Genomic DNA, 22,879 nt, shown 5'->3' with positions numbered 1-22,879 from the left:
AGGCCCAGCGCCATCATGCCATCATACCCCTTTCTTAGCAATATCGAGCCAAGGTATCCGGAGCTAGGACTTCCACACGGTCTCCTCGCTCCAACCGAGGTCTGCAAACTCGGCAGCCCGAAGCGGCGCTTCTCCTTCTGCAAAAAACTCATCGAGCTGCGGCGGCACGATTGCTGTCTCGGACAGCATGGCGTGCGCCTGTCCGCGGTGATGAATCTGATGCTGGAAGAGATGCATGAGGAGCCGGTCGCAGCGCTCGGTCTGGACCCGTGTGTCGCGATTGATCCGGATCGTGCCATGGAGAAGTTCAGGCGTCAGCGCGTCGCAGATTGCGAGCAAACGCTTGTCCATTGTGGCTTGGGCAGGCTTCAGTTCGGAAACCGAGGGGTATGGTACTTCGTTTGCCCAGGCGCGCGGTCCGAGCCAACCGCCTTCGAGCGCATCGATGTAGAAGAGATCGATGACGTAGATGTGGTTCAGCGTGCGTTGAATGCTCGGGAAGAAACCCGTTCGCGGGGCTTCGAAATCCGCCTGGTTGAGACCGGCGCAGGCGTTGAGCAGGCGATGGTTGGCCCAGGCATTGTTGTGGGCGAAAGCGCGATAGGTTTGCACAAGTCCAGCGGACATGTCGGCTCGTTCCCGGGTCCTGGGTCTTACGAGAAAGCAGCGGCGGATTACGCTTCGCTAATCCGCCCTACGGTCTCGTTCTACTCCGCCGCCTCGCTCGTGCTCCTTCGCTTCGGCTTGCGCGCCTTCTTCAGCACCGGCTCCAGGAATTTGCCCGTGTAGCTTCGCGCCGCCTTCACGATGTCCTCCGGCGGGCCCCAGGCGACGATCTCGCCGCCGCCGTCGCCGCCTTCGGGGCCGAGGTCGATGACCCAATCGGCGGTCTTGATGACTTCGAGATTGTGCTCGATGACGACGACCGTGTTGCCCTGCGCGACCAGCTCGTGCAGCACCTCCAGGAGCTTCTTGACGTCGTGGAAGTGCAGGCCTGTGGTCGGCTCGTCCAGGATGTAGAGCGTGCGGCCGGTGGCGCGTTTTGACAATTCCTTTGCCAGCTTGACGCGCTGGGCTTCGCCGCCTGAGAGCGTCGTCGCCTGCTGGCCGACATGGATGTAGTCGAGGCCGACGCGGTGCAGGGTCTGAAAGGTCTCGCGCACGCGCGGCACCGCCTTGAAGAACTCGGCGGCTTCCTCGACGGTCATGTCGAGCACGTCGGCGATGCTCTTGCCCTTGAACAGGACTTCCAGCGTCTCGCGGTTGTAGCGCTTGCCCTTGCAGACGTCGCAGGTGACGTAGACGTCGGGCAGGAAGTGCATCTCGATCTTGATGACGCCGTCGCCCTGGCAGGCCTCGCAGCGGCCGCCCTTGACGTTGAAGGAGAAGCGGCCGGGCTCGTAGCCGCGCGCCTTCGACTCGGGCAGGCCGGCGAACCATTCGCGGATCGGCGTGAAGGCGCCGGTATAGGTCGCCGGGTTCGAGCGCGGGGTACGGCCGATCGGCGACTGATCGATATCGATGATCTTGTCGATATGCTCCAAGCCCTCGATCCGGTCGTGGGGCGCCGCGCCTTCGCTGGCATTGTTCAGCTTGCGGGCGATGGCCTTGTAGAGCGTGTCGATCAGCAACGTCGACTTGCCGCCGCCCGAGACGCCGGTGACGGCGGTGAACAGGCCGAGCGGAATTTCCGCCGTGACGTTCTTGAGGTTATTGCCGCGCGCGTTCACCACCTTGATGGTGCGGCGGTGGTTCGGCGGGCGCCGCTCCGGCACCTCGACCTCGAGCTCGCCGGTGAGGTATTTGCCGGTCAGCGATTTCGGGTTGCGCATGATCTCGGCGGGCGTGCCTTCGGCAACGATGTTGCCGCCATGCATGCCGGCGCCGGGGCCGATGTCGAGCACGTAGTCGGCAAGCCGGATCGCGTCCTCGTCATGCTCGACCACGACCACGGTGTTGCCGAGGTCGCGAAGCCGCTTGAGGGTGTCGAGCAGGCGCGCATTGTCGCGCTGGTGCAGGCCGATCGAGGGTTCGTCCAGCACGTAGAGCACGCCGGTGAGGCCAGAGCCGATCTGCGAGGCCAGGCGGATGCGCTGGCTCTCGCCGCCGGACAGCGTGCCGGAGGAGCGGGAGAGGGTGAGATAGTTGAGGCCGACGTCGAGCAGGAAGGTGAGACGCTCGCGGATCTCCTTGAGGATGCGCCCTGCGATCTCGTTCTGCTGTGCGTTCAGTGTATCAGGCACGGTCTCGAACCAGGCGCCGGCGCCCTTCACGGAAAGCTCGGAGATCTCGCCGATGTGCTTGCCGCCGACCTTGACGCAGAGCGCCTCCGGCTTGAGCCGGAAACCGTTGCAGGCGCCGCAGGGCACGTCGTGGAAATACTTCGCCAGCTCCTCGCGCGCCCACTCGCTCTCGGTCTCGCGATAGCGGCGGTTGATGTTGGTGATGACGCCTTCGAACGGCTTCTTGGTGTCGTAGGAGCGAACGCCGTCCTCGTAGGAGAATTTGATCTCGTCCTCGCCGGAGCCAAACAGGATCGCGTTCTGCGTCTTCTTCGGCAGATCCTTCCACTTGGTGGTCAGCGTGAACTTGTAGTGCTTGCCGAGCGCGGTCAGCGTCTGCGTGTAGTAGGGCGACGACGACTTGGCCCAGGGCGCGATCGCACCCTTGCCGATGGCGAGCTCCTTGTCGGGGATGACGAGGTCTTCGTCGACGTGTTGCTCGACGCCGAGGCCACCGCAGGCGGGGCAGGCGCCATAGGGGTTGTTGAACGAGAACAGACGCGGCTCGATCTCGGGGATGGTGAAGCCGGAGACCGGGCAGGCGAACTTTTCCGAGAACAGGATGCGCTCGGGGCCGCTCTTGTCGTGGATCTTTGCGGTCTTCTTTTTCTCTTCGATCGGTGCTGCCGCCGCGGGCGCATCGGCGAACTCGACGACGGCGAGACCCTCGGCGAGCTTCAGCGCGGTCTCGAAGCTTTCGGCGAGGCGCTGGCCGATATCGGCGCGCACCACGATGCGGTCGACGACGACGTCGATGTCGTGCGGAAACTTCTTGTCCAGCGTCGGGGCCTCCGCGAGCTCGTAGAAGGTGCCGTCGATCTTGACGCGCTGAAAGCCCTTCTTGAGCCATTCGGCCAGCTCCTTGCGATACTCGCCCTTGCGGCCGCGCACGACAGGCGCCAGCAAATAGAGGCGCGTGCCTTCGGGCAGTGCCAGCACGCGGTCGACCATCTGCGAGACGGTCTGGCTCTCGATCGGCAGGCCGGTGGCCGGCGAATAGGGCACGCCGACGCGCGCCCACAACAGGCGCATGTAATCGTAGATCTCGGTGACGGTGCCGACGGTGGAGCGCGGATTCTTCGACGTCGTCTTCTGCTCGATCGAGATCGCCGGCGACAGGCCGTCGATCTGATCGACGTCGGGCTTCTGCATCATCTCCAGGAACTGGCGGGCATAGGCCGACAGCGATTCGACGTAGCGCCGCTGGCCCTCGGCGTAGATGGTGTCGAAGGCGAGCGAGGATTTGCCGGAGCCTGAGAGCCCGGTGAAGACCACGAGCTTGTCGCGGGGAATCTCGACGTCGATGTTCTTGAGGTTGTGCTCGCGGGCGCCGCGGATCGTAATTGCGCGCAGGCTGGAGCCCGCATTCTGTTGTTGGCGCTTCGCCTTGATCACTTCATCCATCCGCGTTGCCCTCGAGGAATCCCAAGGCTACGCGATCGCGCCAATGGAGAGGCGCGCTTCGCCCGGAACCGGGATCGGCGCCGATGGGGTTGTAGCGAACGTAGGAAGAACGGAGGTGGATTTCCAGTGGGACTTGCGAATCGTCAACGGATTGTTGTTGCGCTGGCGGCACTTGGCAGCAGGGCGCGGAACTGCGCGAGCGTCGCCCAAAGAAAAAGGCCGGCGCGAGGCCGGCCTTTCGTGACGATGTAACGTCGGTCGCGACGATCAGTACTGAACTCAGTACTTGGCGACGACCGGGCCGTTGAAGTGATAGTTCACGCCGACCTGCACGGTGTGCAGGTTGAGGGTGCCGGTGGGCAGAGCGCCGAAGTAGGTCTCGCCGCCGAGGCTGCGATAGAGGTACTCGCCCTTGATCGACCACTGCGGAGCGATGAAGGCTTCGACGCCGGCGCCGACGGTCCAGCCCGAGTGGAACTTGCTGTCGGAGGCGCTCACGCCGAGGGCCGAGAGGGTGATCTTGTTGTCGATCCAGGCGTAGCCACCGGTGCCGTAGAACAGCACGTTGTTGACGGCGTAGCCGATACGGCCGCGCACCGTGCCCATCGCGTCGGTCTTCGAGGTGGCGGTCGCAGTCACGACACCGAAGCCGGGGACGACGGTGGCGCCGGTCGCCGTGGCGCTGACGTCAGCCCAGGCGCCATCGGCCTCGACGCCGAACACGACATTGCCGGTCTGCCAGTTGTAGCCAGCGGTGCCGCCGACGAAGCCGCCCTGCATGCGGGGCGAGCCCGAATCTTCCCAGGCGCCGCCACCGACGAGACCGAGGTAGAAGCCGGTCCAGTTGTAGACCGAAGCCATGGCCACCGGGGCCTTCGTGTAGGGGCGAGCCGCCAGGTCGGCAGCCGAAGCGGCGCCGGTCAGAGCGATCAGAGCGGCCGAAGCCAAGAGAATCTTCTTCATATTGAACAAATCCCAGTCCCAGTTTCTATTTTGGACTTCCGTGCGTCGGAAGCAGTATCGGACGCTGTGGTCCAACTGACGTCGTGCTTACACCACCAAAGCCGCAAGTTGTGTCTCCCAAAAGCCACAACAGACGCAAAACGTAACGTTTGCTGACCTTTAGTTTCATCCTGGAACCCGCAGCAAAAAGGCCGGCACAGGGCCGGCCTTTGATCTTCCAATGATATCAGCGGGATATCAGTATTTCGCGATGACCGGGCCGCCCCAGCGATAGTTGAGGCGGACGAGGCCCATATCGACATCCTGGCCAATGCGGTCGCTGCCGAAGGCGGCTCCGGCCGGCGTGGTCAAGCCGATCGTGCGATGACCAAGGAACATGTGGTCATACTCGACGCCAACCGACCAGTTCGGCGCAAAGCCGAATTCGAGACCTGCACCGACGGCGCCGCCCCAACGAGTCTCGCGGGCTGACGCCAGCAGGGTACCAGCGCCGGGCGTGCCGGGAGCTGCGAACACGTCGTACTTGTCGCCGACGACAGCGGCGCCGCCCTTGACGTAAAGCAGCACGCTGTTCCAAGCGTAACCGACCTGACCGGTGATCAGGCCAAAAGAGTCGATGCGCGAACGATTGCGATCGCCGGTGACGAGTGCCGTGCCCGGGAAGGCAAGGCTGATGTTGTCACCGCTGAAATCAGCCCAGTTGCCCTGACCCTCGAGGCCGAACACCCAGTTGGCGGATTGCCAGCGGTAGCCAATCTGACCACCGATCGTGCCGCCGGTGGCGTTGTGGCAGCCCTCGCCAACGAGAGTGCCCGTGACGGGCGTCACGAAGTCCCAGCATTTGTGGGCCGATCCGCCGCCACCGTTGATGCCGATGTAGAAGCCGCTCCAGTCGTAGATGGTCGCGACCATCGGCGGCGCCTTGGTGTAGGGACGGGCCGCCAGATCCGCTGCACTGGCGGGTGCAGACAGGCCCAACGCAACAATCCCAATAGTACCGAATAGAATTTTCTTCATTGCAGTCTCCCCAGTGACGTCCGCTTCAGCAGTCCCCGAAGCGGTCAATTCAGGCGCGACGCCCATATGAACCAATTCCGAGGCCACCGTAGTCCAACGGGGAGGCTGAGTCCGTCTCTGGAATGCAACACTCATCGGGCAATCGAAGCGGGCGTAAGTTGATGAATGTTAAGCGCTTTCCCGCCTGGCCGAGTTCCAATTCATGCCGGCGTGCATAGCGGCGCCAGGCTCCTCATCCGCGCTTCGCGCATCGTATTCTTTGGCTAGAACAAATCTGGAACAAACTTTGGGTCAATGCTATATGTGGGGATAACCGAGGGCGTGGCGGGCCGATCGGCGCCCGTAAGCGTATAGGGTCGGCCCAACAGGCGGCAGCGCGGGCGCGCCTTTCGAAATTCAGTGGCATTTGGAGTGGAGAGCGGCGATGGCGGGAAGCGTCAACAAGGTCATTCTGGTTGGAAATCTCGGCAAGGATCCGGAAATCCGCCGGACCCAGGACGGGCGGCCGATTGCGAATCTGAGCATCGCCACCTCCGAAACCTGGCGCGACAAGAACAGCGGCGAGCGCAAGGAAAAGACCGAGTGGCACCGCGTCGTGATCTTCAACGAAGGGCTCTGCAAGGTCGCCGAGCAGTATCTTAAGAAGGGCGCGAAGGTTTACATCGAGGGCGCGCTGCAGACCCGCAAATGGACCGACCAGAGCGGCGTGGAAAAGTACTCCACGGAGGTTGTGCTCCAAGGCTTCAACTCGACCCTGACGATGCTCGACGGCCGCGGCGGTGGCGGAGGAGGCGGCAGCTTCGGTGATGAGCCGGGCGGCGATTTCGGCTCGTCCGGTCCCGTCAGCAGCGCGCCGCGCCGTGCCGTTGCCGCCGGCGGTGGAGGCCGCAACAACGACATGGACGACGACATCCCGTTCTGAGGATTGTTCCACTGCGGAGAGCGGGCCGGCCGCCAGAGCGGCGGCTTCCATCTCGGATCAGCAAATCTTGCTAATTGGCAGGCTGGGCTCGGAAATTCCGGGCCCACTTCACGTTTGAGGTGAACTCGTCTTGCGAGCTGCCGGAACGCGGCCGGCGGAGGGCATCCGCGTGCCCGATCATCGGGGATGCGGGCCGATTTTGGATGGTCGTTCCGGCAGGGCCGAAGGCGCTGCTCTCGGCACCTTAAGTTGTTGGAAAAACAGTCGGAAAAAGCGCTTCCCGGACACGTCCAAGGGTGGTTATCAGGACCTCGATGCGCTATATGATTCCCAGATAAAATATCACCGGATTCCCCCTTGGCTGACGACGACAACAAGCCCGGCGACCAGCCGGCGCAACCCTCGGACATTCGCCCCGTCTCGATCTACGAGGAGATGAAAAAGTCCTATCTCGATTACGCCATGAGCGTGATCGTGTCGCGTGCGCTGCCCGATGCGCGCGACGGGTTGAAGCCGGTCCATCGGCGCATCCTCTACGCGATGAACAATCGCGGCGACACGCCGGACAAGAAGCACAAGAAGTCCGCCGGTGCCGTCGGTGAGGTCATGGGTAAGTACCATCCCCATGGCGACCAGGCGATCTACGACGCCTTGGTGCGCATGGCGCAGGACTTCTCGATGCGCGCGCCCCTGATCGACGGACAGGGCAATTTCGGCTCGGTCGACGGCGATCCTCCCGCGGCGATGCGTTACACCGAATCCCGCCTGACCAAGATCGCGCTGAAGCTGCTCGAGGACATCGACGACGACACGGTCGATTTCCAGGACAATTACGACGGTTCCGAGCGTGAGCCGGTGGTTCTGCCCGCGCGGTTCCCGAACCTGCTGGTCAACGGTGCCGGCGGCATCGCCGTCGGCATGGCTACCAACATCCCGCCGCACAATCTCGGTGAGGTGATCGACGCCTGCGTCGCGCTGATCGACAATCCCTCGCTGACCATCGACGAACTCAACGGCATCATCCCGGGCCCGGATTTCCCGACCGGCGGCATCATCCTCGGGCGCCAGGGCATCCGCAGCGCCTATCATCTCGGCCGTGGCTCCATCGTGATGCGCGGCAAGGTCACGTTCGAGACCATCCGTAAGGAGCGCGAGGCGATCGTCATCACCGAGATCCCCTATCAGGTGAACAAGGCGACGATGGTCGAGCGCATCGCCGAGCTCTACAAGGAAAAGAAGATCGAGGGCATCTCTGACCTTCGCGACGAATCCGATCGTGACGGCTACCGCGTCGTCGTCGAGCTCAAGCGCGATGCCGTGCCCGACGTGGTGCTCAACCAGCTCTACAAGTTCACGCCGCTGCAGACCTCGTTCGGGGTCAACGCCGTCGCGCTCGACTCGGGTCGTCCGCAGACGATGAACCTCAAGGACATGCTGACGATCTTCGTCGGCTTCCGCGAGCAGGTCGTCACCCGCCGCACCAAGTACAAGCTGCGCAAGGCGCGCGAGCGCGCGCATGAGCAGGTCGGCCTTGCGATTGCCGTCGCCAACATCGACGAGATCATCAAGGTCATCAGGCACTCGCCGACGCCGGCCGCCGCGCGCGAGACCCTGATGACGCGCGACTGGCCGGCGCGCGACGTCGAGGACATCATCACGCTGATCGACGATCCCCGGCATCGCATCAACGAGGACGGCACCATCCGCCTGTCGCTGGAGCAGGCGAGGGCGATCCTCGAGCTGCGCCTGGCACGCCTCACCGCGCTCGGCCGCGACGAGATCGGCGAGGAGCTGGCCAAGCTTGCCGGCGAGATCGAGGATTATCTGGCGATCCTGCGCTCGCGCGCCCGCATCCTCGACATCATCAAGACCGAGCTTGCCGAGGTGAAGGCCGAGTTCGCCACGCCGCGCAAGACCGTGATCATGGAGCAGGAAGGCGAGGTCGAGGACGAGGACCTGATCCAGCGCGAGGACATGGTCGTCACAGTCTCCCATGCCGGCTACGTCAAGCGCGTGCCGCTGTCGGCCTATCGCGCCCAGCGCCGCGGCGGCAAGGGTCGCTCCGGCATGCAGACCCGCGACGAGGATTTCGTCAGCCGGCTCTTTGTCGCATCGACCCATACTCCGGTGCTGTTCTTCTCCTCGCGCGGCCAGGTCTACAAGGAAAAGGTCTGGCGGCTGCCGATGGCAGCCCCCAACGCGCGCGGCAAGGCGCTGATCAACATCCTGCCCTTGGAGCAGGGCGAGCGCATCACCACCATCATGCCGCTGCCCGAGGATGAATCGACCTGGGGCGAGTTCGACGTGATGTTCGCCACCACAGGCGGCAACGTCCGCCGCAACAAGCTGTCCGACTTCGTCGATGTCCGCCGCTCCGGCATCATCGCGATGAAGCTCGACGACGGCGAAGCGATTGTCGACGTCCAGATATGCACCGAGCGCGACGACGTGCTGCTGACCGCGGCCGGCGGCCAGTGCATCCGCTTCCCGGTTCCTGATGTGCGCGTCTTCACCGGGCGCACCTCGATGGGCGTGCGCGGCATCGCGCTGGGCGAAGGTGACAAGGTGATCTCGCTGGCGATCCTGCGCCATGTCGAAACCACCTCCGACGAACGCTCGGCCTATTTGAAGATGCGCCGCGCGGTCGCCGGCGAAGCCGCGGCCGAGGAGGCGCCGGCGGACGCCGAGACCGAGGAGACCTCCGGCAGCTTCCAGCTGGCGCAGGAGCGTTATGCCGAGATGTCGGCGGCCGAGCAGGTCGTGCTGACCGTCTCCGTCAACGGCTACGGCAAGCGGACCTCGTCCTACGAGTACCGCACCACGGGCCGCGGCGGCAAAGGCATCGTCGCCATGAGCGTCAACAACCGCAACGGCAATCTGGTGGCGTCCTTCCCGGTCGAGGACGCCGATCAAATCATGCTGGTCACCGATAAGGGCCAGCTGATCCGCTGCCCGGTCGAGGGCATCCGCATTGCCGGCCGCTCGACCCAAGGCGTGATCGTGTTCGACACCGCCGAGGACGAGCACGTCGTTTCGGTCGAGCACATCACGGAAGAGGCGGAGAGCGGGAATGGGGCGAATGCGGAGACAAACGGAGACTAACTCCTAGCCCCGTAGCCCGGATGGAGCGAAGCGAAATCCGGGACTCCTGATGCTTGGAAAAAAAACCGGACTACGCTTGCGCTCCATCCGGGCTACGCAGTTGCGCTAAATTTCCAGCTCCGTGCCGAACTCCACGACCTGCTTGGTCGGGACGCCGAAGAACGCGGCGGAGCGTTCGGCGTTGCGCTGCAGGAAGGCGAACAGGCCTTCGCGCCAGACCCACATGCCCGGGATGTCCTCGCGTGGGATGATGGTCTCGCGGCCGACATAATAGGTGACGTCGGAGAGCTCGACACCGGGCAGCTTGCCCTGGCGGCAGACGAGCCCCAATCCCTCGTAGATCGTGGGGTTCTGCATGAAACCGTAGTGCAGGATGATGCGGGTGATGCCGGGGATGATCTCGATTACCTCGGCGCGCTCCTCGTCGGCGATGTGCGGGGCCTCCTCGATCAGCACCGTCACCAGCAGCACGCGCTCGTGCAGCACGTGGTTGTGCTTGACGAACTGGGTGAGTGCGAGCGGCACGCCGCGTGGCGCGGAAGCCAGGAACGCGGCGGTCCCGGGCAGTCTGGCGCGGCACTTGTTGACGGCCGTCTCGATCAGATCCTCCTCGGGCTGGCGCAGCTTTGCGCGCGCGGCCTCGACCAGCTTCACGCCGGCGCGCCAGGTCAGCATCAGGAAGGCGACGAGGCCGGCGAGCAGCAGCGGAAACCAGCCGCCCTCGAACAGCTTGATTGAGTTCGCCGCGAAGAAGATCAGATCGATCACGAAGAAGAAGCCGTTCACGGCCACCACCAGCCAGGGCGAAAAGCCCCACTGGATCGCGACCAGCGCGGCCAATAGCGTGGTGATCGCCATCAGCAGCGACACCGCGATGCCATAGGCGCCGGCGAGAGCGTCCGAGGAGCCGAAGCTCAGGACCGCCCCTAGCGTTGCGGCGGCAAGCAACCAGTTCACCAGGGGCACGTAGATCTGGCCGATCGCATCGCTGGTGGTATGACGGATCTGCATGCGCGGCAGGAAGCCGAGCTGGATCGATTGCTGTGTCAGCGAGAACACGCCGGAGATGATCGCCTGCGAGGCGATCACGGTCGCCACGGCCGAGAACGCGACCAGCAGATAGTGCAGGGCGTCGGGGCAGAGCTGGAAGAACGGGTTCTCGATCATCGTGGGATCGGTGATCAGCAACGCGGCTTGGCCGAAATAATTCAGCACCAGCGCAGGCAGGCAGATCGCAAACCAGGCGAGCCGGATCGGCAGGCGGCCGAAATGGCCCATGTCGGCATACATCGCCTCGCCACCGGTCACCGCGAGGAAGGCGGCGCCGAGGATCGCAAAGGAGACATGGAAATCCTGGTGGATCAGGAAGTCGAAGGCATAGAGCGGGCTGAGCGCGGCGAGCACCGCCGGGGCCTTGATGATGCCGTGGATGCCGAGCGCAGCCAGCACGACGAACCAGGCCAGCATCACAGGTCCGAAGATGCGGCCGATGAAGCCGGTGCCCTGCTTCTGCATCATGAACAGGCCGACCAGGATGGCGATGGTGATCGGCACGACCACAGGCGAGAGGGATGGCGCGTCGACCTTGAGGCCTTCGATGGCCGATAGCACCGATATCGCCGGCGTGATCGCGCCGTCGCCGTAAAGGAGAGCGGCGCCGATGAGGCCGACCACAAGCAGATGCGCGCGCCAGGTGCCCGGCTGGGCGTGGCGAGCGTGCAAGAGCGCCAGCAGCGCGACGATGCCGCCTTCGCCGCGGTTGTCAGCGCGCAGGATCAGCAGCGCGTATTTCAGTGAGATGATCAGCAGCAAGGCCCAGAGGATCAGCGAAGCAACACCGAGGACAGCCTCAGGCGTTACTGTGCCGCCATGAGCGGCCGCCTTGGCGGCTTCCTTCAAGGCATAGAGCGGGCTGGTGCCGATATCGCCGTAGACCACCCCGAGGGCGCCCATCGTCATGGCAAGCGGCAGTGGATCGGGATGATGATGGCCGGAAGCGACTGCGGGCGTACTGGACAAAGGCAACCCCTCAATGGGATCGCGCCCGTCGGTCCATTCCGACGGGCGCGAGCAATGACACACTCTGCGACGAGCCGTCGCAAATATCCATGGGGTTTATAGTCGGCTTTACATGACGCGAAGCTGACAGGGCGCCTACGGGGTGCGGTCGGCGGTCACCAGGCGAGCCACGCGGACATCGGCCTTGGTGCCGGCGCGGCGCAGGCAGGAGGCCTCGAAATTCGGCCAGGCCCGCTGCGAGCAGTCCCTGCCGATAGACTTGATGTCGAGCCGGTCACCCTTGGCAAGCGGCTGCGGCACGCTTGCTTCGACGGTAGGAGCAAAACCGGGCAGGAGGGTGAGGGCTGCAGCAACGCACGCGGCGATGGCGATCGCTGAAAGAGCCTTGATCATCGACGGTCCCCTGTGATGCGGCCGCTACGCCCAGTATGCGGCCCGTCATTCGTTGGTTGGATTGATAACCATGGCGAGTTTCCGGATGTCTTCGCCGACGCCGGAAATGGTTTCGTTCTCATCCCGTTTTGTTTCGTGGACCGCCCGGGGACGAAACAAACCGTCATACCGAGGGGGTGGAAAACCGCAGGAAACTGCCACGGAACCCGGCCGGCTTGCCGGGCCGGGCCGGGCGGGGTAGGAGGGAGCCATGCCGCGCATCGCCTTTTACCCGGGTTCCTTCGATCCCATCACCAACGGCCATCTGGACGTGGTCCGGCACGCCGTTCCGCTCTGCGACCGCCTGGTTGTCGCTATCGGGGTCCATCCCGGCAAGAAGCCGCTGTTTTCGACCGAGGAGCGGTTGAAGATGCTCCACGACGTCTGCGGGCCGATTGCGGCCCAAGCCGGATGTGCGCTGGAGGCCACCACCTTTGACGACCTCTCGGTGACGGCCGCCCGCAAGCACGGCGCGACCATCATGATTCGCGGCCTTCGTGACGGCACCGATCTCGATTACGAAATGCAGCTCGCGGGCATGAACGAGGCGATGGCGCCGGAGGTGCACACGATCTTTCTGCCGGCATCCCCGATGGTCCGCCCGATCACCGCCACACTGGTGCGTCAGATCGCAGGCATGGGCGGCGATGTCTCGACCTTCGTGCCGCCGCTCGTTGCATCCTTGCTCAAGGCCAAATTCGCCTGAAAACGGCGCGCGTCTTCATCTCATCTGATCCGGAGTTTTCATGAACCGTCGTTTCGCAATTCTTGCCACGATGTTTGCCGCGCTCGTGCTCGCGGTCCCGGCCATGGCGCAGCAGCTGCCGGCCAATCTCGACAAGGCCAATGCGCTCGTCATCGACACCACCAAGGGTCGCATCGTCATCAAGCTCAGGACCGACCTGGCCCCACAACACGCCGAGCGCCTCAAACAGCTCGCGCGCGAAGGCTTCTACAACAACGTGCCGTTCCACCGCGTGATGGACGGTTTCATGGCCCAGACCGGCGATGGCCAGAACGGCAATGGCACCGGCGGCTCGAAATATCCGAACCTGAAGCAGGAATTCTCCAAGGTTCACTTCGCGCGTGGCATCGTCGGCATGGCCCGCCGCGGTGACAGCGTCGATACCGCCAATTCGCAGTTCTTCATCATGTTCGCCGACGGCGGCAGCCTCGACGGCCAGTACACTGTCGTCGGCGAGGTCGTGCAGGGCATGGACGTGGTCGACAAGTTGAAGAAGGCGCCAGCCGGCTCGCCGAGCGGCACCGTCACCGATCCCGACAAGATGGTGAAGGTGCAGGTCGCCTCCGACATCAAGTAGCCGGCACGATGGCACGCCGCGGCGACAGACTCCTGTTCGCTGCAGCGGTGCTGCTGCTCGGCACCACCAGTGCTGCCGCAGAGGACGCACGGGTCAACACCATCCAGGACGTCTTCCAGCACTTAAGGTCCTGCTGGAAGCCGCCGGCACCCAGTAAGGCCCGCCCACTCGACATCACCGTCGTCGTGAGCTTTAACCGGTCCGGAAACATTCTGGGCCATCCGAGGATTACCTACGAATCCGCGGAGGCCTCCGACAATGACCGGCTGCAATACCGGATCGCAGTGATGGAGGCGTTGCAACGCTGCACGCCGATGCCATTTACCGATGCAATGGCCGGTGCCGCCGCGGGACGTCCATTCGCGATCCAGTTCCGTAACCGCAAGACTTCACCTGACAAGACTTCACCCCCAACGCAAGAGAAACGAGCATGAGCGTCACCGAAAACACATTGATCCTCGAAACCACGCAGGGCCCCGTGACCATCGAGATGCGGCCTGACCTCGCCCCCGGCCATGTTGCGCGCATCAAGGAGCTGGTCCGCGAGGGCTTCTACGACGGAATCGTATTCCATCGCGTGATCGACGGCTTCATGGCGCAGACAGGCTGCCCGCACGGCACTGGCACCGGCGGTTCCGGCAAGAAGCTGAAGGCCGAGTTCAACAAGGAGCCGCACGTGCGCGGCACCGCCTCGATGGCGCGCGCCGCCAATCCGGATTCCGGCGACAGTCAGTTCTTCATCTGCTTCGACGACGCCCGCTTCCTCGACAACCAGTACACGGTCTGGGGCAAGGTCACCGAGGGCATGGAGAACGTCGACAAGATCAAGCGCGGCGAGCCCGTGCAGAACCCCGACAAGATCGTCAAGGCGCGGATGGCCGCAGACAAGGAGTAAGCTCCTCATTTCCAGGGGCGCGCGCAGGCGCGCTCCTGGTGGCAAGCTGCAAATGCGCACCGATCTCTTCGATTTCGACCTGCCGCCCGAGCGCATCGCGTTGCGCCCGGCCAGCCCGCGCGACTCGGCGAAGATGCTGGTCGTAGAAGGCGGCGCGCTGCGCGACCAGACCGTCGCCGACCTGCCGCAATGGCTGCAGCCACGCGACCAGCTCGTCGTCAACGATACGAAGGTCATCGCGGCGCAATTGAAAGGCCGTCGCATTGGCCGCGAGACCGAGCCGAAGATCGAGGCGACGTTGATCAAGCGCCTCGACGGCTCGCGCTGGCAGGCGCTGGTGAAGCCGGCAAAGAAGCTCGTCGCCGGCGACCGCATCCGTTTCGGCAATGAAGGCAAGGTTTGCCTGCTCGGCCATCTCGATGCCGAGGTCGAGGCCAAGGGCGGTGAAGGCGAGGTGACGCTGTCATTCTCGTTCCACGGCCCGGCGCTGGACCAGGCGATCGCCGACCTCGGCAGCCCGCCGCTGCCGCCCTACATCGCCTCCAAGCGCACGCCTGATGATCAGGACTTCGCCGACTACCAGACCATGTTCGCAGCGAACGAAGGCGCTGTCGCGGCGCCCACCGCGGGTCTGCATTTCACGCCCGCGCTCGAGCAGGCGCTGCAAGCGCGCGGCGTCGGCATCGTCAGGGTGACGCTGCATGTCGGGGCAGGGACGTTCCTGCCGGTCAAGGTCGAGGATACCGACGGTCACAAGATGCATGCCGAGTGGGGTACGATCTCGGCCGAGACGGCCGAGCAGCTCAACACTGCGCGGAAAAACGGCGGGCGCATCGTCGCCGTCGGCACCACCTCGTTGCGGCTGCTGGAAAGCGCGGCGAACGAGGACGGGATCATTCAGCCGTTCGCGGCGGAGACTTCGATCTTCATCACGCCGGGCTATCGCTTTCGCGCGGTCGATGTCCTGATGACGAACTTCCATTTGCCCAAGTCGACATTGTTCATGCTGGTGTCCGCCTTTGCTGGCCTGGACACGATGAAGCAGGCCTACGCGCACGCGATCGCGAATGAGTACAGGTTCTACTCGTATGGCGACGCGTGTCTGTTGTTTCGGGCAGGCGGCTAGCTCCGGCGCCGTAGGGTGGGCAAAGCGAAGCGTGCCCACGTCTTTCTTGAATGCGGAGAAGACAGGTGGGCACGGCGCTTCGCGCCTTTGCCCACCCTTGTATTAGCGCGCCGGGTTAGGATGGCCACGTTCCGTGAGGAATGGCCCAGCCCGGGTGGCCGCCCGAGCTGGGCCGCCGATCGATCGGATCGATGCCCACCGAAGCCCTGAAGGGCTGCGTTTCGTAGCAAGATCGCGGTCGGCACTTCAGCGGGACCCGCATGGTTGAACGAACTTCAGGTTCGCATTCACAAGGGAGGGTCGAGGAAGATGGCCAAGCATATCATGATCTGTGCCGGGATCGATACCGGCAAAGACAAGCTCGACGTGGCGGTCGACGGCAGCTCGGAGCGATTGCAGGTCGACAATACGGTAGAAGGCCGCCAGGAGCTGGTGGAGTGGCTGAAGGGCCACAAGGTCAAGCGGATAGGGATCGAGGCAAGCGGAGGCTATGAGCGGGCTGTCGTCGCTGAGCTGCGACGCAAGCGGTTCGTCGTCGTCCTGTTTCAGCCCAAGCAGGTCCGTGCCTATGCCACGTTCCATCAGCTGCTGGCCAAGAACGATACGATCGACGCGGCGCTGATCGCGATGTGCACTGCTGCGGTCAAAACGATCCATCCCGCTCCGGATCCGCGTCTGCAGCCCTTTGCCGAGCATCTGACGATGATCGACCAGATCACGGAGGACATCGCAAGACTGAAGAACCGGCTTGAGAGTTGCCGCGACACGCGGATTCAAGGGGTTTGGAAGGCGCAGATCGCGCTCCTGACCAAGTCCAAACGAGCTGAACTCAAAGCGCTGCTGGCGACGATCCGCAAGCACCCTGATCTGGCCGCACGGCTCGATCTGATCTATAGCGTCGCCGGCTGCGGCCTGCCGACCGCGGTTGCCGTCCTGGTCAGGATGCCCGAGGTCGGCAACATCACGCGTGGGCCCGCTGCAGCTCTCGGCGGGCTGGCGCCTTACGACGACGACAGCGGCAATCGCGCCGGCGCCCGTCACATCGAGGGTGGCCGCGAACGCCTGCGCCGGGCGCTCTACACCGCGGCCCTTGCGGCATCCTTCCGCTGGAATCCGCAGCTCAAGGCTCTGTACGCCCGCCTGATCGCCGCCGGCAAAGGCCACAAATGCGCGCTCATCGCCTGCGCCAGAAAGCTGCTCGTCACGATCAACGCCGTCGTCGCCCGCGGAACTCCCTGGGTGGCAGAGCTGCCTCAACTCGCCAAGCGGCCCGCCGCCTGACCCGTTTCTTTGTTCGACTAGGCGACCGTTTCTTCGTCCCGACCTGCCGCAACAAAGACGCCGCGCGCGGCGGCCGTCAAGGCTGGCCGTCGCTCTGCTCCCGCCTTACATCAGCTGCTGCCAGGCCACGCCTTGATGGGCGCAAGCGCGGCGTCACCATCAAGGCCATCGGGGGCGACTTAATGGTTGCTACGATACCTGCTTCTACGGAAGCTTCCGTTACGCCATCACCCGCTGCGGCAACAGCTCCGCGATCTGCACCGCGTTGAGAGCCGCACCCTTGAGCAGCTGATCGGCCGCCACGAACATCGAGATCGAATGGCCGCTAGCGTCGCTGAGATCCTTGCGGATGCGGCCGACAAGAACGTCGTCCTGACCCGAGGCGTCGATCGGCATCGGGAAGTGGTTCTTGACGCGATCGTCGACCATCTTCACGCCCGGTGCCTGCGCCATGATGGCGCGGACCTGATCCTCGGTGATCGGCTTCTCGCATTCGAAGGTGATGGCCTCGCAATGCGCGCGCAGCACCGGCACGCGCACGCAGGTGACGCCGATCGCGATCTTCTCGTCCTCGAAGATCTTGCGGGTTTCTTTGATGACCTTGGTCTCTTCGTCGTTGTAGCCGGTCTCGGGGTCGATTGCCGTGTTGTGGCTGAAGAGATTGAAGGCGTAGGGGTGCGGCATCACCTTGGGCGTATAGACCTGCCCGTTGAGATTGGCGCGGGTGGACTCGACCAGTTCGTCCATCGCAGCAGCGCCGGCGCCGGAGGCGGCCTGGTAGGTCGAGATGATGACGCGCTTGATCCGGTTCTTCCGATGGATCGGCCACAGCGGCACGAGCGCGGTGATCGCGGCGCAGTTCGGATTGGCGATGATGCCCTTGTGATCGCGGATGCGATTGCCGTTCACCTCTGGGATCACCAGCGGCACGTTCGGGTCCATCCGGAAGGCGGAGGAGTTGTCGACGACGACGGCCCCGGCCTTGACCGCAACAGGCGCGAACTTCTTGGAGATGCCGCTGCCGGCGGAGAACAGCGCGATGTCGACGCCGTCGAATGAGCGCTCGGTCAACTCCTCGATGACAATGTTCTGGCCGCGGAACGACACCGTCTTGCCGGCCGAGCGGGCGCTCGCGAGCGCCTTGAGCTTGCTGACGCGAAAGCCGCGCTTGTCCATGGTGGCGATGAATTCGGCGCCCACCGCACCGGTGACGCCGACAATCGCGACGACGGGATCGTTACTCACTTTGTCCTCCATTGCATTTCGGTTGAGCTGGGATTTAGGCAACAAAAAAGCCCCAGACCATCGAGGGCGGGGCTTCGGCAGAGCTTGATGCGTTCTAGTCGACGACTACGCGCGCACGCCTCCCCGGGCCCCGAAGGCCGTGGTGGTTTTGGTCGTGCGTTTGGTGGTCGTGAACATGGCGGCGACTTATGCGGGAGAGTCCTGCGCGCGTCAATGGCTTTTCGGCCGGATTGTGGCCTATCGCTACCTGCTCCGCGCGCCTGGCGGCTCAAGGATGACCTCCTTGAGATCGTCGCCGCTGATGACGACGATCGCGAAATTGAGCCGGCCGCGATCGCGCACCAGCCCGCCGCTGATGGCCTTGCCGGATGCAGCTTTCTCCGCGACGCGCACGGCATCGGCGAGGCGGTGCTTTATGGTGCCGAGCGCCGCGAGATTGCTGCGATCCTCCAGGTCGAGCTCGGCCAGGGGCAGGGCGGCTTCGCCGCTCATCACCTCGCCGGTCGCCGCGTTGATGGTGTTGCGCCAGATCCGATCGTTGTGCAGGGTCTTGACCCGGTACACCGGTACGCCCGAGCCGCCGTCGAAGCTGACATCGGCGGTTGTCGCGCCGGCATGACGGGCCTCCGCAATCGCCATGGCCTGGCTGATCGAGATCGAGGAGCTGCGGAAGCGCTCGATCTCGCGGCTGATGGCCTGGCGGTCCGCCGTGATATCCCCATCCGTCTCGTTGTGGAGGGTGGCGGGCGTCGAGCTCGCCGAGACGATGGCGCGGGCCGGCGCGGCGGCGAGCAGCCCCGACAGGGCGATCGCCAGCAAGCCTGCCACCCGTCGTTTTGTCGATCTCATGGTCCAAACCCTCGACCAGTCAGTCTGCCGGACGTTCGTAAAGAAATCGCGGCCGGCCTTGGGCACCGGCCGGCCGCGGAGCGTCGGGACGGGCTGCACCCGTCGCGGCGATCTAAGCGGTCCGGTCCTCTTTTGGGGCTGGTGAAAAAAGTGGTCCGCACCGCTTTACAAACAAAACCATACGGTATCGTTTTGTTTTGGTCAACGACGAGACGATCGTCCGCAGGGACAAATCGCCGGTTTCACGGAAATGTCAGCGGGATGGGCGGCGCTTTGGAGCGGGTTTTGGGATGCTTTGGACGCGGTCGGCTGGTCCGATCGCGCCGGCCAGGAACAGCTTGATCGCCGCGCGCATCCGCTTCTCGGCGGCCTTCAGTTCCATCGGCGTGCCGAACGTCGCCATGCGGTGGGTGTGACCGACGACAACGTCGAGGAACACTTCCGCCGCGATCGTGGTGTCGTCGACGTCGAGTGCGCCTTGCGCCACCAGATGGTCGAAGAAGCGCGCGGTGGTGGCGACCGCTTTCAGCCAGCCTTCTTCCTTGCCGAGCCTGGCAATGTCAGGAAAGTTGATGGCCTGCGACGTCATCATCCGGCTGAAGGCCATGGCGTCCGGCCCGCAGGTGAAACTGAGCATTTCGCGCCCGATCTCGATCAGCCGCTGTTCGACCGAAATGTCGGACGGACTGCCGAGCTGCGTCTCGGCCGCGGCCGATAGCGGCGCGAGCCAGCGCGCGATCTCGCGCCTCAGCACGGCCGTGAACAGCCCGCGCTTGTCGCCATAGCGGGAATAGACCGTAGGCTTGCTGACGCGCGCCGTTTCCGCCACCGCGTCAAGCGAGGTCGCGTCAAAACCGCGATCGAGAAACAGGCGGGTGGCGACCTCGATCAACCGCTGATCGCGCTCGATCGCAGCTGACTTCGTCGGCCGGCCGCCGCGCGATTTCGATACCTCGCGCCGAGCCGCTGCCGTTCTTGCCTTGGTCGCAGCCAATCCCATGCCCAATGTGCCCAATGATTCTTGCGCCATGTTGCCAATGTTCATTGCTGTATAACGCGCAGCAACCGGGGCGTCATCGCGAATCTGGCCGAATTGGCCGTATCGTCAACGGACTTGCACCACCGTCGTTCCTGAGGGCGGATCTCAGGGCATCCGCGAGGTCCAGGCCTGGCCGGCGGCCGCTTTCTCGTATCCGTATTGGTAAAGCGCCCGCATATAGGCGGTGTCGAATCCCTCGGAAGGAGGCGCTGGATAGTCGCGTTCGATATAGGAGAGATGAAAGCCGAGATGGTTACGCTGGGCGAAATCATAGGTCGACAAGATGATCGAGCGTGTTTGCGACTGCGTGATCGACGACAGGCTGCGTGAGGCGACGTCGATCGTGCTGTTGGCGACGAGCTCGAAATTGCGCTCGATCTTCTTGTTGACGAGGATGTAGATGTCCATCTTCGCGTTGCCGGGCAGGCGCCCCTGGAGCAGCAGAGCTTCCGGCAAGGTCAGCACCGGGGCCGTCACGCCGCCGTCGACATGCATCTCCTGAAACCTGCGCCCGCCGCCTTCGGCCTCGATCATGATCGGCGGAAACACCAGGGGAATGCTGGCGGAGGCGGCCATCACGTCGCGAAACAGCTTGAGCGCTTCAGGCGTGCCGACCGCGGCGATCTTGCCCATATCCCAGATCGCGGTGCGCTGGGTGTCGAGATCGGTGGTGACGACCAATAGACGCCGCCCCTTGGCGTTCTCGCGCGCGACCTGAGCCAGGATCTCCGGCCCGACGTAGCGTGCCACCAGTTCGCGCAGCCGCGTATTGCCGAACAGGCCCGAACCGAACAGTACGCGCATGATGCTGGGATCGTTCAGCAGGCTCTCGGCGATGCCGCTGGTGTAGAGCTCCCGCAGCGTGTCGTCATATTGCGATCCAAGGAACGCAAAGGGTGCGATCAGGCCGCCGGTGCTCACGCCGGAGACGACGGAGAAAGCTGGGCGGTTATGCGCCACAGTCCAGCCGTTCAGGACGCCGACGCCATAGGCGCCATCGGCGCCGCCGCCTGATAGCGCCAGGTAGGTTCTGCTCCCGGTCGCCTTGTCCTGCTCGAAGTTGAATCTGGTGACGGGTTCGTCGGCATAGCGGCGCAAGCCGTCGATATCGAGCACGCGGGAGGCGCGGGCATCGGCCGCCGTGTAGGGCGTGCGGGGCAGCGAAGTGCAGGCGGTGAGCGCCAGACTGCACGCCAGCACCAGCGCCCCGATCGGGCGGGCGCCTGTCCGCTTCGCCCGGCCATCGGGAGTGGCGGACATGTCGGTCGAACATATGGGGAGGGGCATTGGTCGCTGGCTGACGATCACGCATTTACAGCTGCCGGCAATGTTGCCACAGCGTCTCGTCCAGTCCCCCGGTATTAAACTATACTGTATCGTTTTGTTTAACAAGGCCGGCGCGGATCACGTCCGCGTCAACGCTGTCCCAGTCTGGGGCATCGTGCGGGTTGATCGGGCTGCCTCGACACGCAATAAGCACGCCATGAATCTTCCCAATCATTTCGAGCTGCTCGCCACCGATGGCGCCGCGCGCACCGCCCGCCTGACCACGCCGCATGGCGTGGTGCGGACGCCCGCCTTCATGCCGGTCGGCACCGCCGGCGCCATGAAGGGCATGCACTGGCGCGAGGTCCGCGAGGCCGGCGCCGACATCGTGCTCGGCAACACTTATCATCTGATGCTGCGACCCGGCGCGGAGCGCATCAATGGCCTCGGCGGCTTGCAGCGCTTCACCGGCTGGAACGGGCCGATGCTGACCGATTCCGGCGGCTTCCAGGTCATGTCGCTGTCGGACCTGCGCAAGATCAGCGAGCACGCCGTCACCTTCCGCTCGCATATCGACGGCGCCAAGATCGAGCTGTCGCCGGAACGCTCGATCGAGGTGCAGCGCCTGCTCGGTTCCGACATTGCGATGCAGATGGATGAATGCGTCCGGCTGCCGGCGGAGCGCGACGACATCGACCGCGCGATGCGGTTGTCGCTGCGCTGGGCCGAACGAAGCAAACGCGCCTTCGAGAGCGCGCCCGACGGCTACATGCTGTTCGGCATCGTTCAGGGCGGCGATGTCCCACAGCTGCGTCATGCCAGCGCGCAAGGCCTCGTCGAAATCGGCTTTCACGGTTACGCGATCGGCGGTCTGGCCGTCGGCGAGCCGCAGGCGGTGATGCTGGCGATGATCGACGAAACAGCGCCGGCGCTGCCGACGGATCGTCCGCGTTACCTCATGGGCGTCGGCACGCCTGATGACATTCTCGAGGCGGTCAAGCGCGGCGTCGATATGTTCGATTGCGTGATGCCGACGCGTAATGGCCGCCACGGCGTCGCCTTCACGCGTTTTGGTCAGGTGAACCTGCGCAATGCGCGCCACGCCGACGATCCACGTCCGCTCGATGAAGAGAGCTCATGGCCGTCGGCGTGTAATTACGCGCGCGCCTATCTGCACCACCTCGTCAAGGCCGGCGAGACGCTCGGGGCCATGTTGCTGTCGGAAATCAATATCGCATATTATCAGTTCCTGATGCAGGGCATCAGGAACGCGATCGCACACGGAACATTTGAAGAGTTCTACCAGCGTACGCGCGAGGACTGGGCGAGGGGCGATATCGCCCCGCGCTGATCAATTGCAGACGAGTCGCTGCTTGACGGCGTGCTTGGTCACGAAGCCATAGCCGCAATTGTCGCAGGTCCAGAGATAACTGATCATATGGTCCGAGACGTAGGCGGAAGCTTCGGCGGCGACCATGGAGTCGGCGCAGACGGGACAGGTGGGCAACTCGCTGCAACGCGGATCGCGCCTTGGCGTGACGGTCGGCAAGACTTCAGCGATAGCTGACATCGTGGTGACCTCCCTGCTTCGAGACCTAAGTCTAACATAAGCAGAATCAGTTGACGAGGTCGCAACACAAATGCGTTGGTTTTCTGCTAATTAAAGCTCACGCGGTTTTGCGATGCAGCGTATTTAACATGTGCCGCATTGCCGC

At 64.0% G+C, this 22,879-nt stretch carries 20 protein-coding genes; 9 read left to right on the top strand and 11 right to left on the bottom strand.

The window, feature by feature from the left end; genetic code table 11:
- Positions 1-63: 63 nt before the first annotated feature.
- The 4 genes from X265_RS20035 to X265_RS20020 all read right to left on the bottom strand — a co-directional run bounded on the left by X265_RS20035 (position 64) and on the right by X265_RS20020 (position 5,666).
- Positions 64-627 carry a DinB family protein gene (locus tag X265_RS20035; protein WP_128966373.1) on the bottom strand — a complete coding sequence of 188 codons (564 nt, stop codon included), beginning with the start codon at positions 625-627 and terminating at the stop codon, positions 64-66.
- Positions 628-707: 80 nt separating this feature from the next.
- Entirely contained in the window at positions 708-3,686 is a 2,979-nt protein-coding gene (gene uvrA / locus X265_RS20030; RefSeq protein WP_128966372.1) for an excinuclease ABC subunit UvrA, read from the bottom strand.
- Positions 3,687-3,965: 279 nt separating this feature from the next.
- Entirely contained in the window at positions 3,966-4,649 is a 684-nt protein-coding gene (locus X265_RS20025; RefSeq protein WP_128966371.1) for an outer membrane protein, read from the bottom strand.
- A gap of 237 nt (positions 4,650-4,886) precedes the next feature.
- Positions 4,887-5,666, bottom strand: coding sequence for an outer membrane protein (locus tag X265_RS20020; RefSeq protein WP_128966370.1), 780 nt, complete (start codon positions 5,664-5,666; stop codon positions 4,887-4,889).
- A 424-nt stretch (positions 5,667-6,090) separates the two neighbouring features.
- Between X265_RS20020 and X265_RS20015 the strand changes: the two genes are divergently transcribed.
- Entirely contained in the window at positions 6,091-6,588 is a 498-nt protein-coding gene (locus tag X265_RS20015; protein ID WP_128966369.1) for a single-stranded DNA-binding protein, read from the top strand.
- A gap of 357 nt (positions 6,589-6,945) precedes the next feature.
- Positions 6,946-9,690 (top strand): DNA gyrase subunit A, encoded by a 2,745-nt coding sequence (gyrA, locus tag X265_RS20010; RefSeq protein WP_128966368.1) that lies wholly within the window; start codon positions 6,946-6,948, stop codon positions 9,688-9,690.
- Positions 9,691-9,795: 105 nt separating this feature from the next.
- On the opposite strand, the gene X265_RS20005 is transcribed toward gyrA, so the two are convergent.
- Both X265_RS20005 and X265_RS20000 read right to left on the bottom strand, forming a co-directional pair.
- On the bottom strand, positions 9,796-11,649 hold the full coding sequence (locus X265_RS20005) for a potassium transporter Kup (protein WP_128969345.1): 1,854 nt from the start codon (positions 11,647-11,649) through the stop codon (positions 9,796-9,798).
- A 195-nt stretch (positions 11,650-11,844) separates the two neighbouring features.
- Positions 11,845-12,102, bottom strand: a complete 258-nt coding sequence (locus X265_RS20000) for a hypothetical protein (RefSeq protein WP_128966367.1) — start codon at positions 12,100-12,102, stop codon at positions 11,845-11,847.
- 250 nt (positions 12,103-12,352) lie between these two features.
- On the opposite strand from X265_RS20000, the gene coaD reads away from it, so the two are divergent.
- From coaD to X265_RS19970, 6 genes are all read left to right on the top strand, one after another.
- Positions 12,353-12,847: a pantetheine-phosphate adenylyltransferase gene (coaD, locus tag X265_RS19995; protein ID WP_128966366.1), complete on the top strand. Its 495-nt coding sequence runs from the start codon at positions 12,353-12,355 to the stop codon at positions 12,845-12,847.
- A gap of 40 nt (positions 12,848-12,887) precedes the next feature.
- The gene (locus tag X265_RS19990) at positions 12,888-13,463 is read left to right on the top strand and encodes a peptidylprolyl isomerase (protein WP_128966365.1); all 576 of its coding nucleotides are present in this window, start codon (positions 12,888-12,890) and stop codon (positions 13,461-13,463) included.
- 8 nt (positions 13,464-13,471) lie between these two features.
- Entirely contained in the window at positions 13,472-13,897 is a 426-nt protein-coding gene (locus X265_RS19985) for a hypothetical protein (RefSeq protein ID WP_128966364.1), read from the top strand.
- Positions 13,894-14,358, top strand: coding sequence for a peptidylprolyl isomerase (locus X265_RS19980; RefSeq protein ID WP_128966363.1), 465 nt, complete (start codon positions 13,894-13,896; stop codon positions 14,356-14,358). The genes X265_RS19985 and X265_RS19980 overlap by 4 nt, the downstream gene beginning before the upstream one ends.
- A 52-nt stretch (positions 14,359-14,410) precedes the next feature.
- Positions 14,411-15,484: a tRNA preQ1(34) S-adenosylmethionine ribosyltransferase-isomerase QueA gene (gene queA, locus X265_RS19975; RefSeq protein ID WP_128966362.1), complete on the top strand. Its 1,074-nt coding sequence runs from the start codon at positions 14,411-14,413 to the stop codon at positions 15,482-15,484.
- 309 nt (positions 15,485-15,793) lie between these two features.
- The gene (locus X265_RS19970; protein WP_128963081.1) at positions 15,794-16,765 is read left to right on the top strand and encodes an IS110 family RNA-guided transposase; all 972 of its coding nucleotides are present in this window, start codon (positions 15,794-15,796) and stop codon (positions 16,763-16,765) included.
- Positions 16,766-16,984: 219 nt separating this feature from the next.
- Here the strand turns inward: X265_RS19970 and X265_RS19965 are convergent, their stop codons facing one another.
- The 4 genes from X265_RS19965 to X265_RS19950 form a co-directional block, all read right to left on the bottom strand.
- Positions 16,985-18,022, bottom strand: a complete 1,038-nt coding sequence (locus tag X265_RS19965) for an aspartate-semialdehyde dehydrogenase (RefSeq protein ID WP_128966361.1) — start codon at positions 18,020-18,022, stop codon at positions 16,985-16,987.
- Positions 18,023-18,253: 231 nt separating this feature from the next.
- A complete protein-coding gene (locus X265_RS19960) occupies positions 18,254-18,859 on the bottom strand; it encodes a PepSY domain-containing protein (RefSeq protein ID WP_164939020.1) in 606 nt (201 codons plus the stop codon).
- 253 nt (positions 18,860-19,112) lie between these two features.
- Positions 19,113-19,859 (bottom strand): TetR/AcrR family transcriptional regulator, encoded by a 747-nt coding sequence (locus X265_RS19955; RefSeq protein ID WP_128969344.1) that lies wholly within the window; start codon positions 19,857-19,859, stop codon positions 19,113-19,115.
- A gap of 144 nt (positions 19,860-20,003) precedes the next feature.
- Positions 20,004-21,158 (bottom strand): patatin-like phospholipase family protein, encoded by a 1,155-nt coding sequence (locus X265_RS19950; protein ID WP_164938700.1) that lies wholly within the window; start codon positions 21,156-21,158, stop codon positions 20,004-20,006.
- A 223-nt stretch (positions 21,159-21,381) separates the two neighbouring features.
- On the opposite strand from X265_RS19950, the gene tgt reads away from it, so the two are divergent.
- A complete protein-coding gene (tgt, locus tag X265_RS19945) occupies positions 21,382-22,515 on the top strand; it encodes a tRNA guanosine(34) transglycosylase Tgt (protein WP_128966358.1) in 1,134 nt (377 codons plus the stop codon).
- Here tgt and X265_RS19940 read toward each other — a convergent pair whose 3' ends face one another.
- A complete protein-coding gene (locus X265_RS19940) occupies positions 22,516-22,734 on the bottom strand; it encodes a hypothetical protein (RefSeq protein ID WP_128966357.1) in 219 nt (72 codons plus the stop codon).
- Between the last annotated feature and the right edge of the window lie 145 nt (positions 22,735-22,879).

Origin of the sequence: Bradyrhizobium guangdongense (assembly GCF_004114975.1) — a bacterium.
In the GTDB taxonomy this organism is placed as follows: domain Bacteria; phylum Pseudomonadota; class Alphaproteobacteria; order Rhizobiales; family Xanthobacteraceae; genus Bradyrhizobium; species Bradyrhizobium guangdongense.
This window is presented reverse-complemented; position numbering and strand designations above follow the sequence as displayed.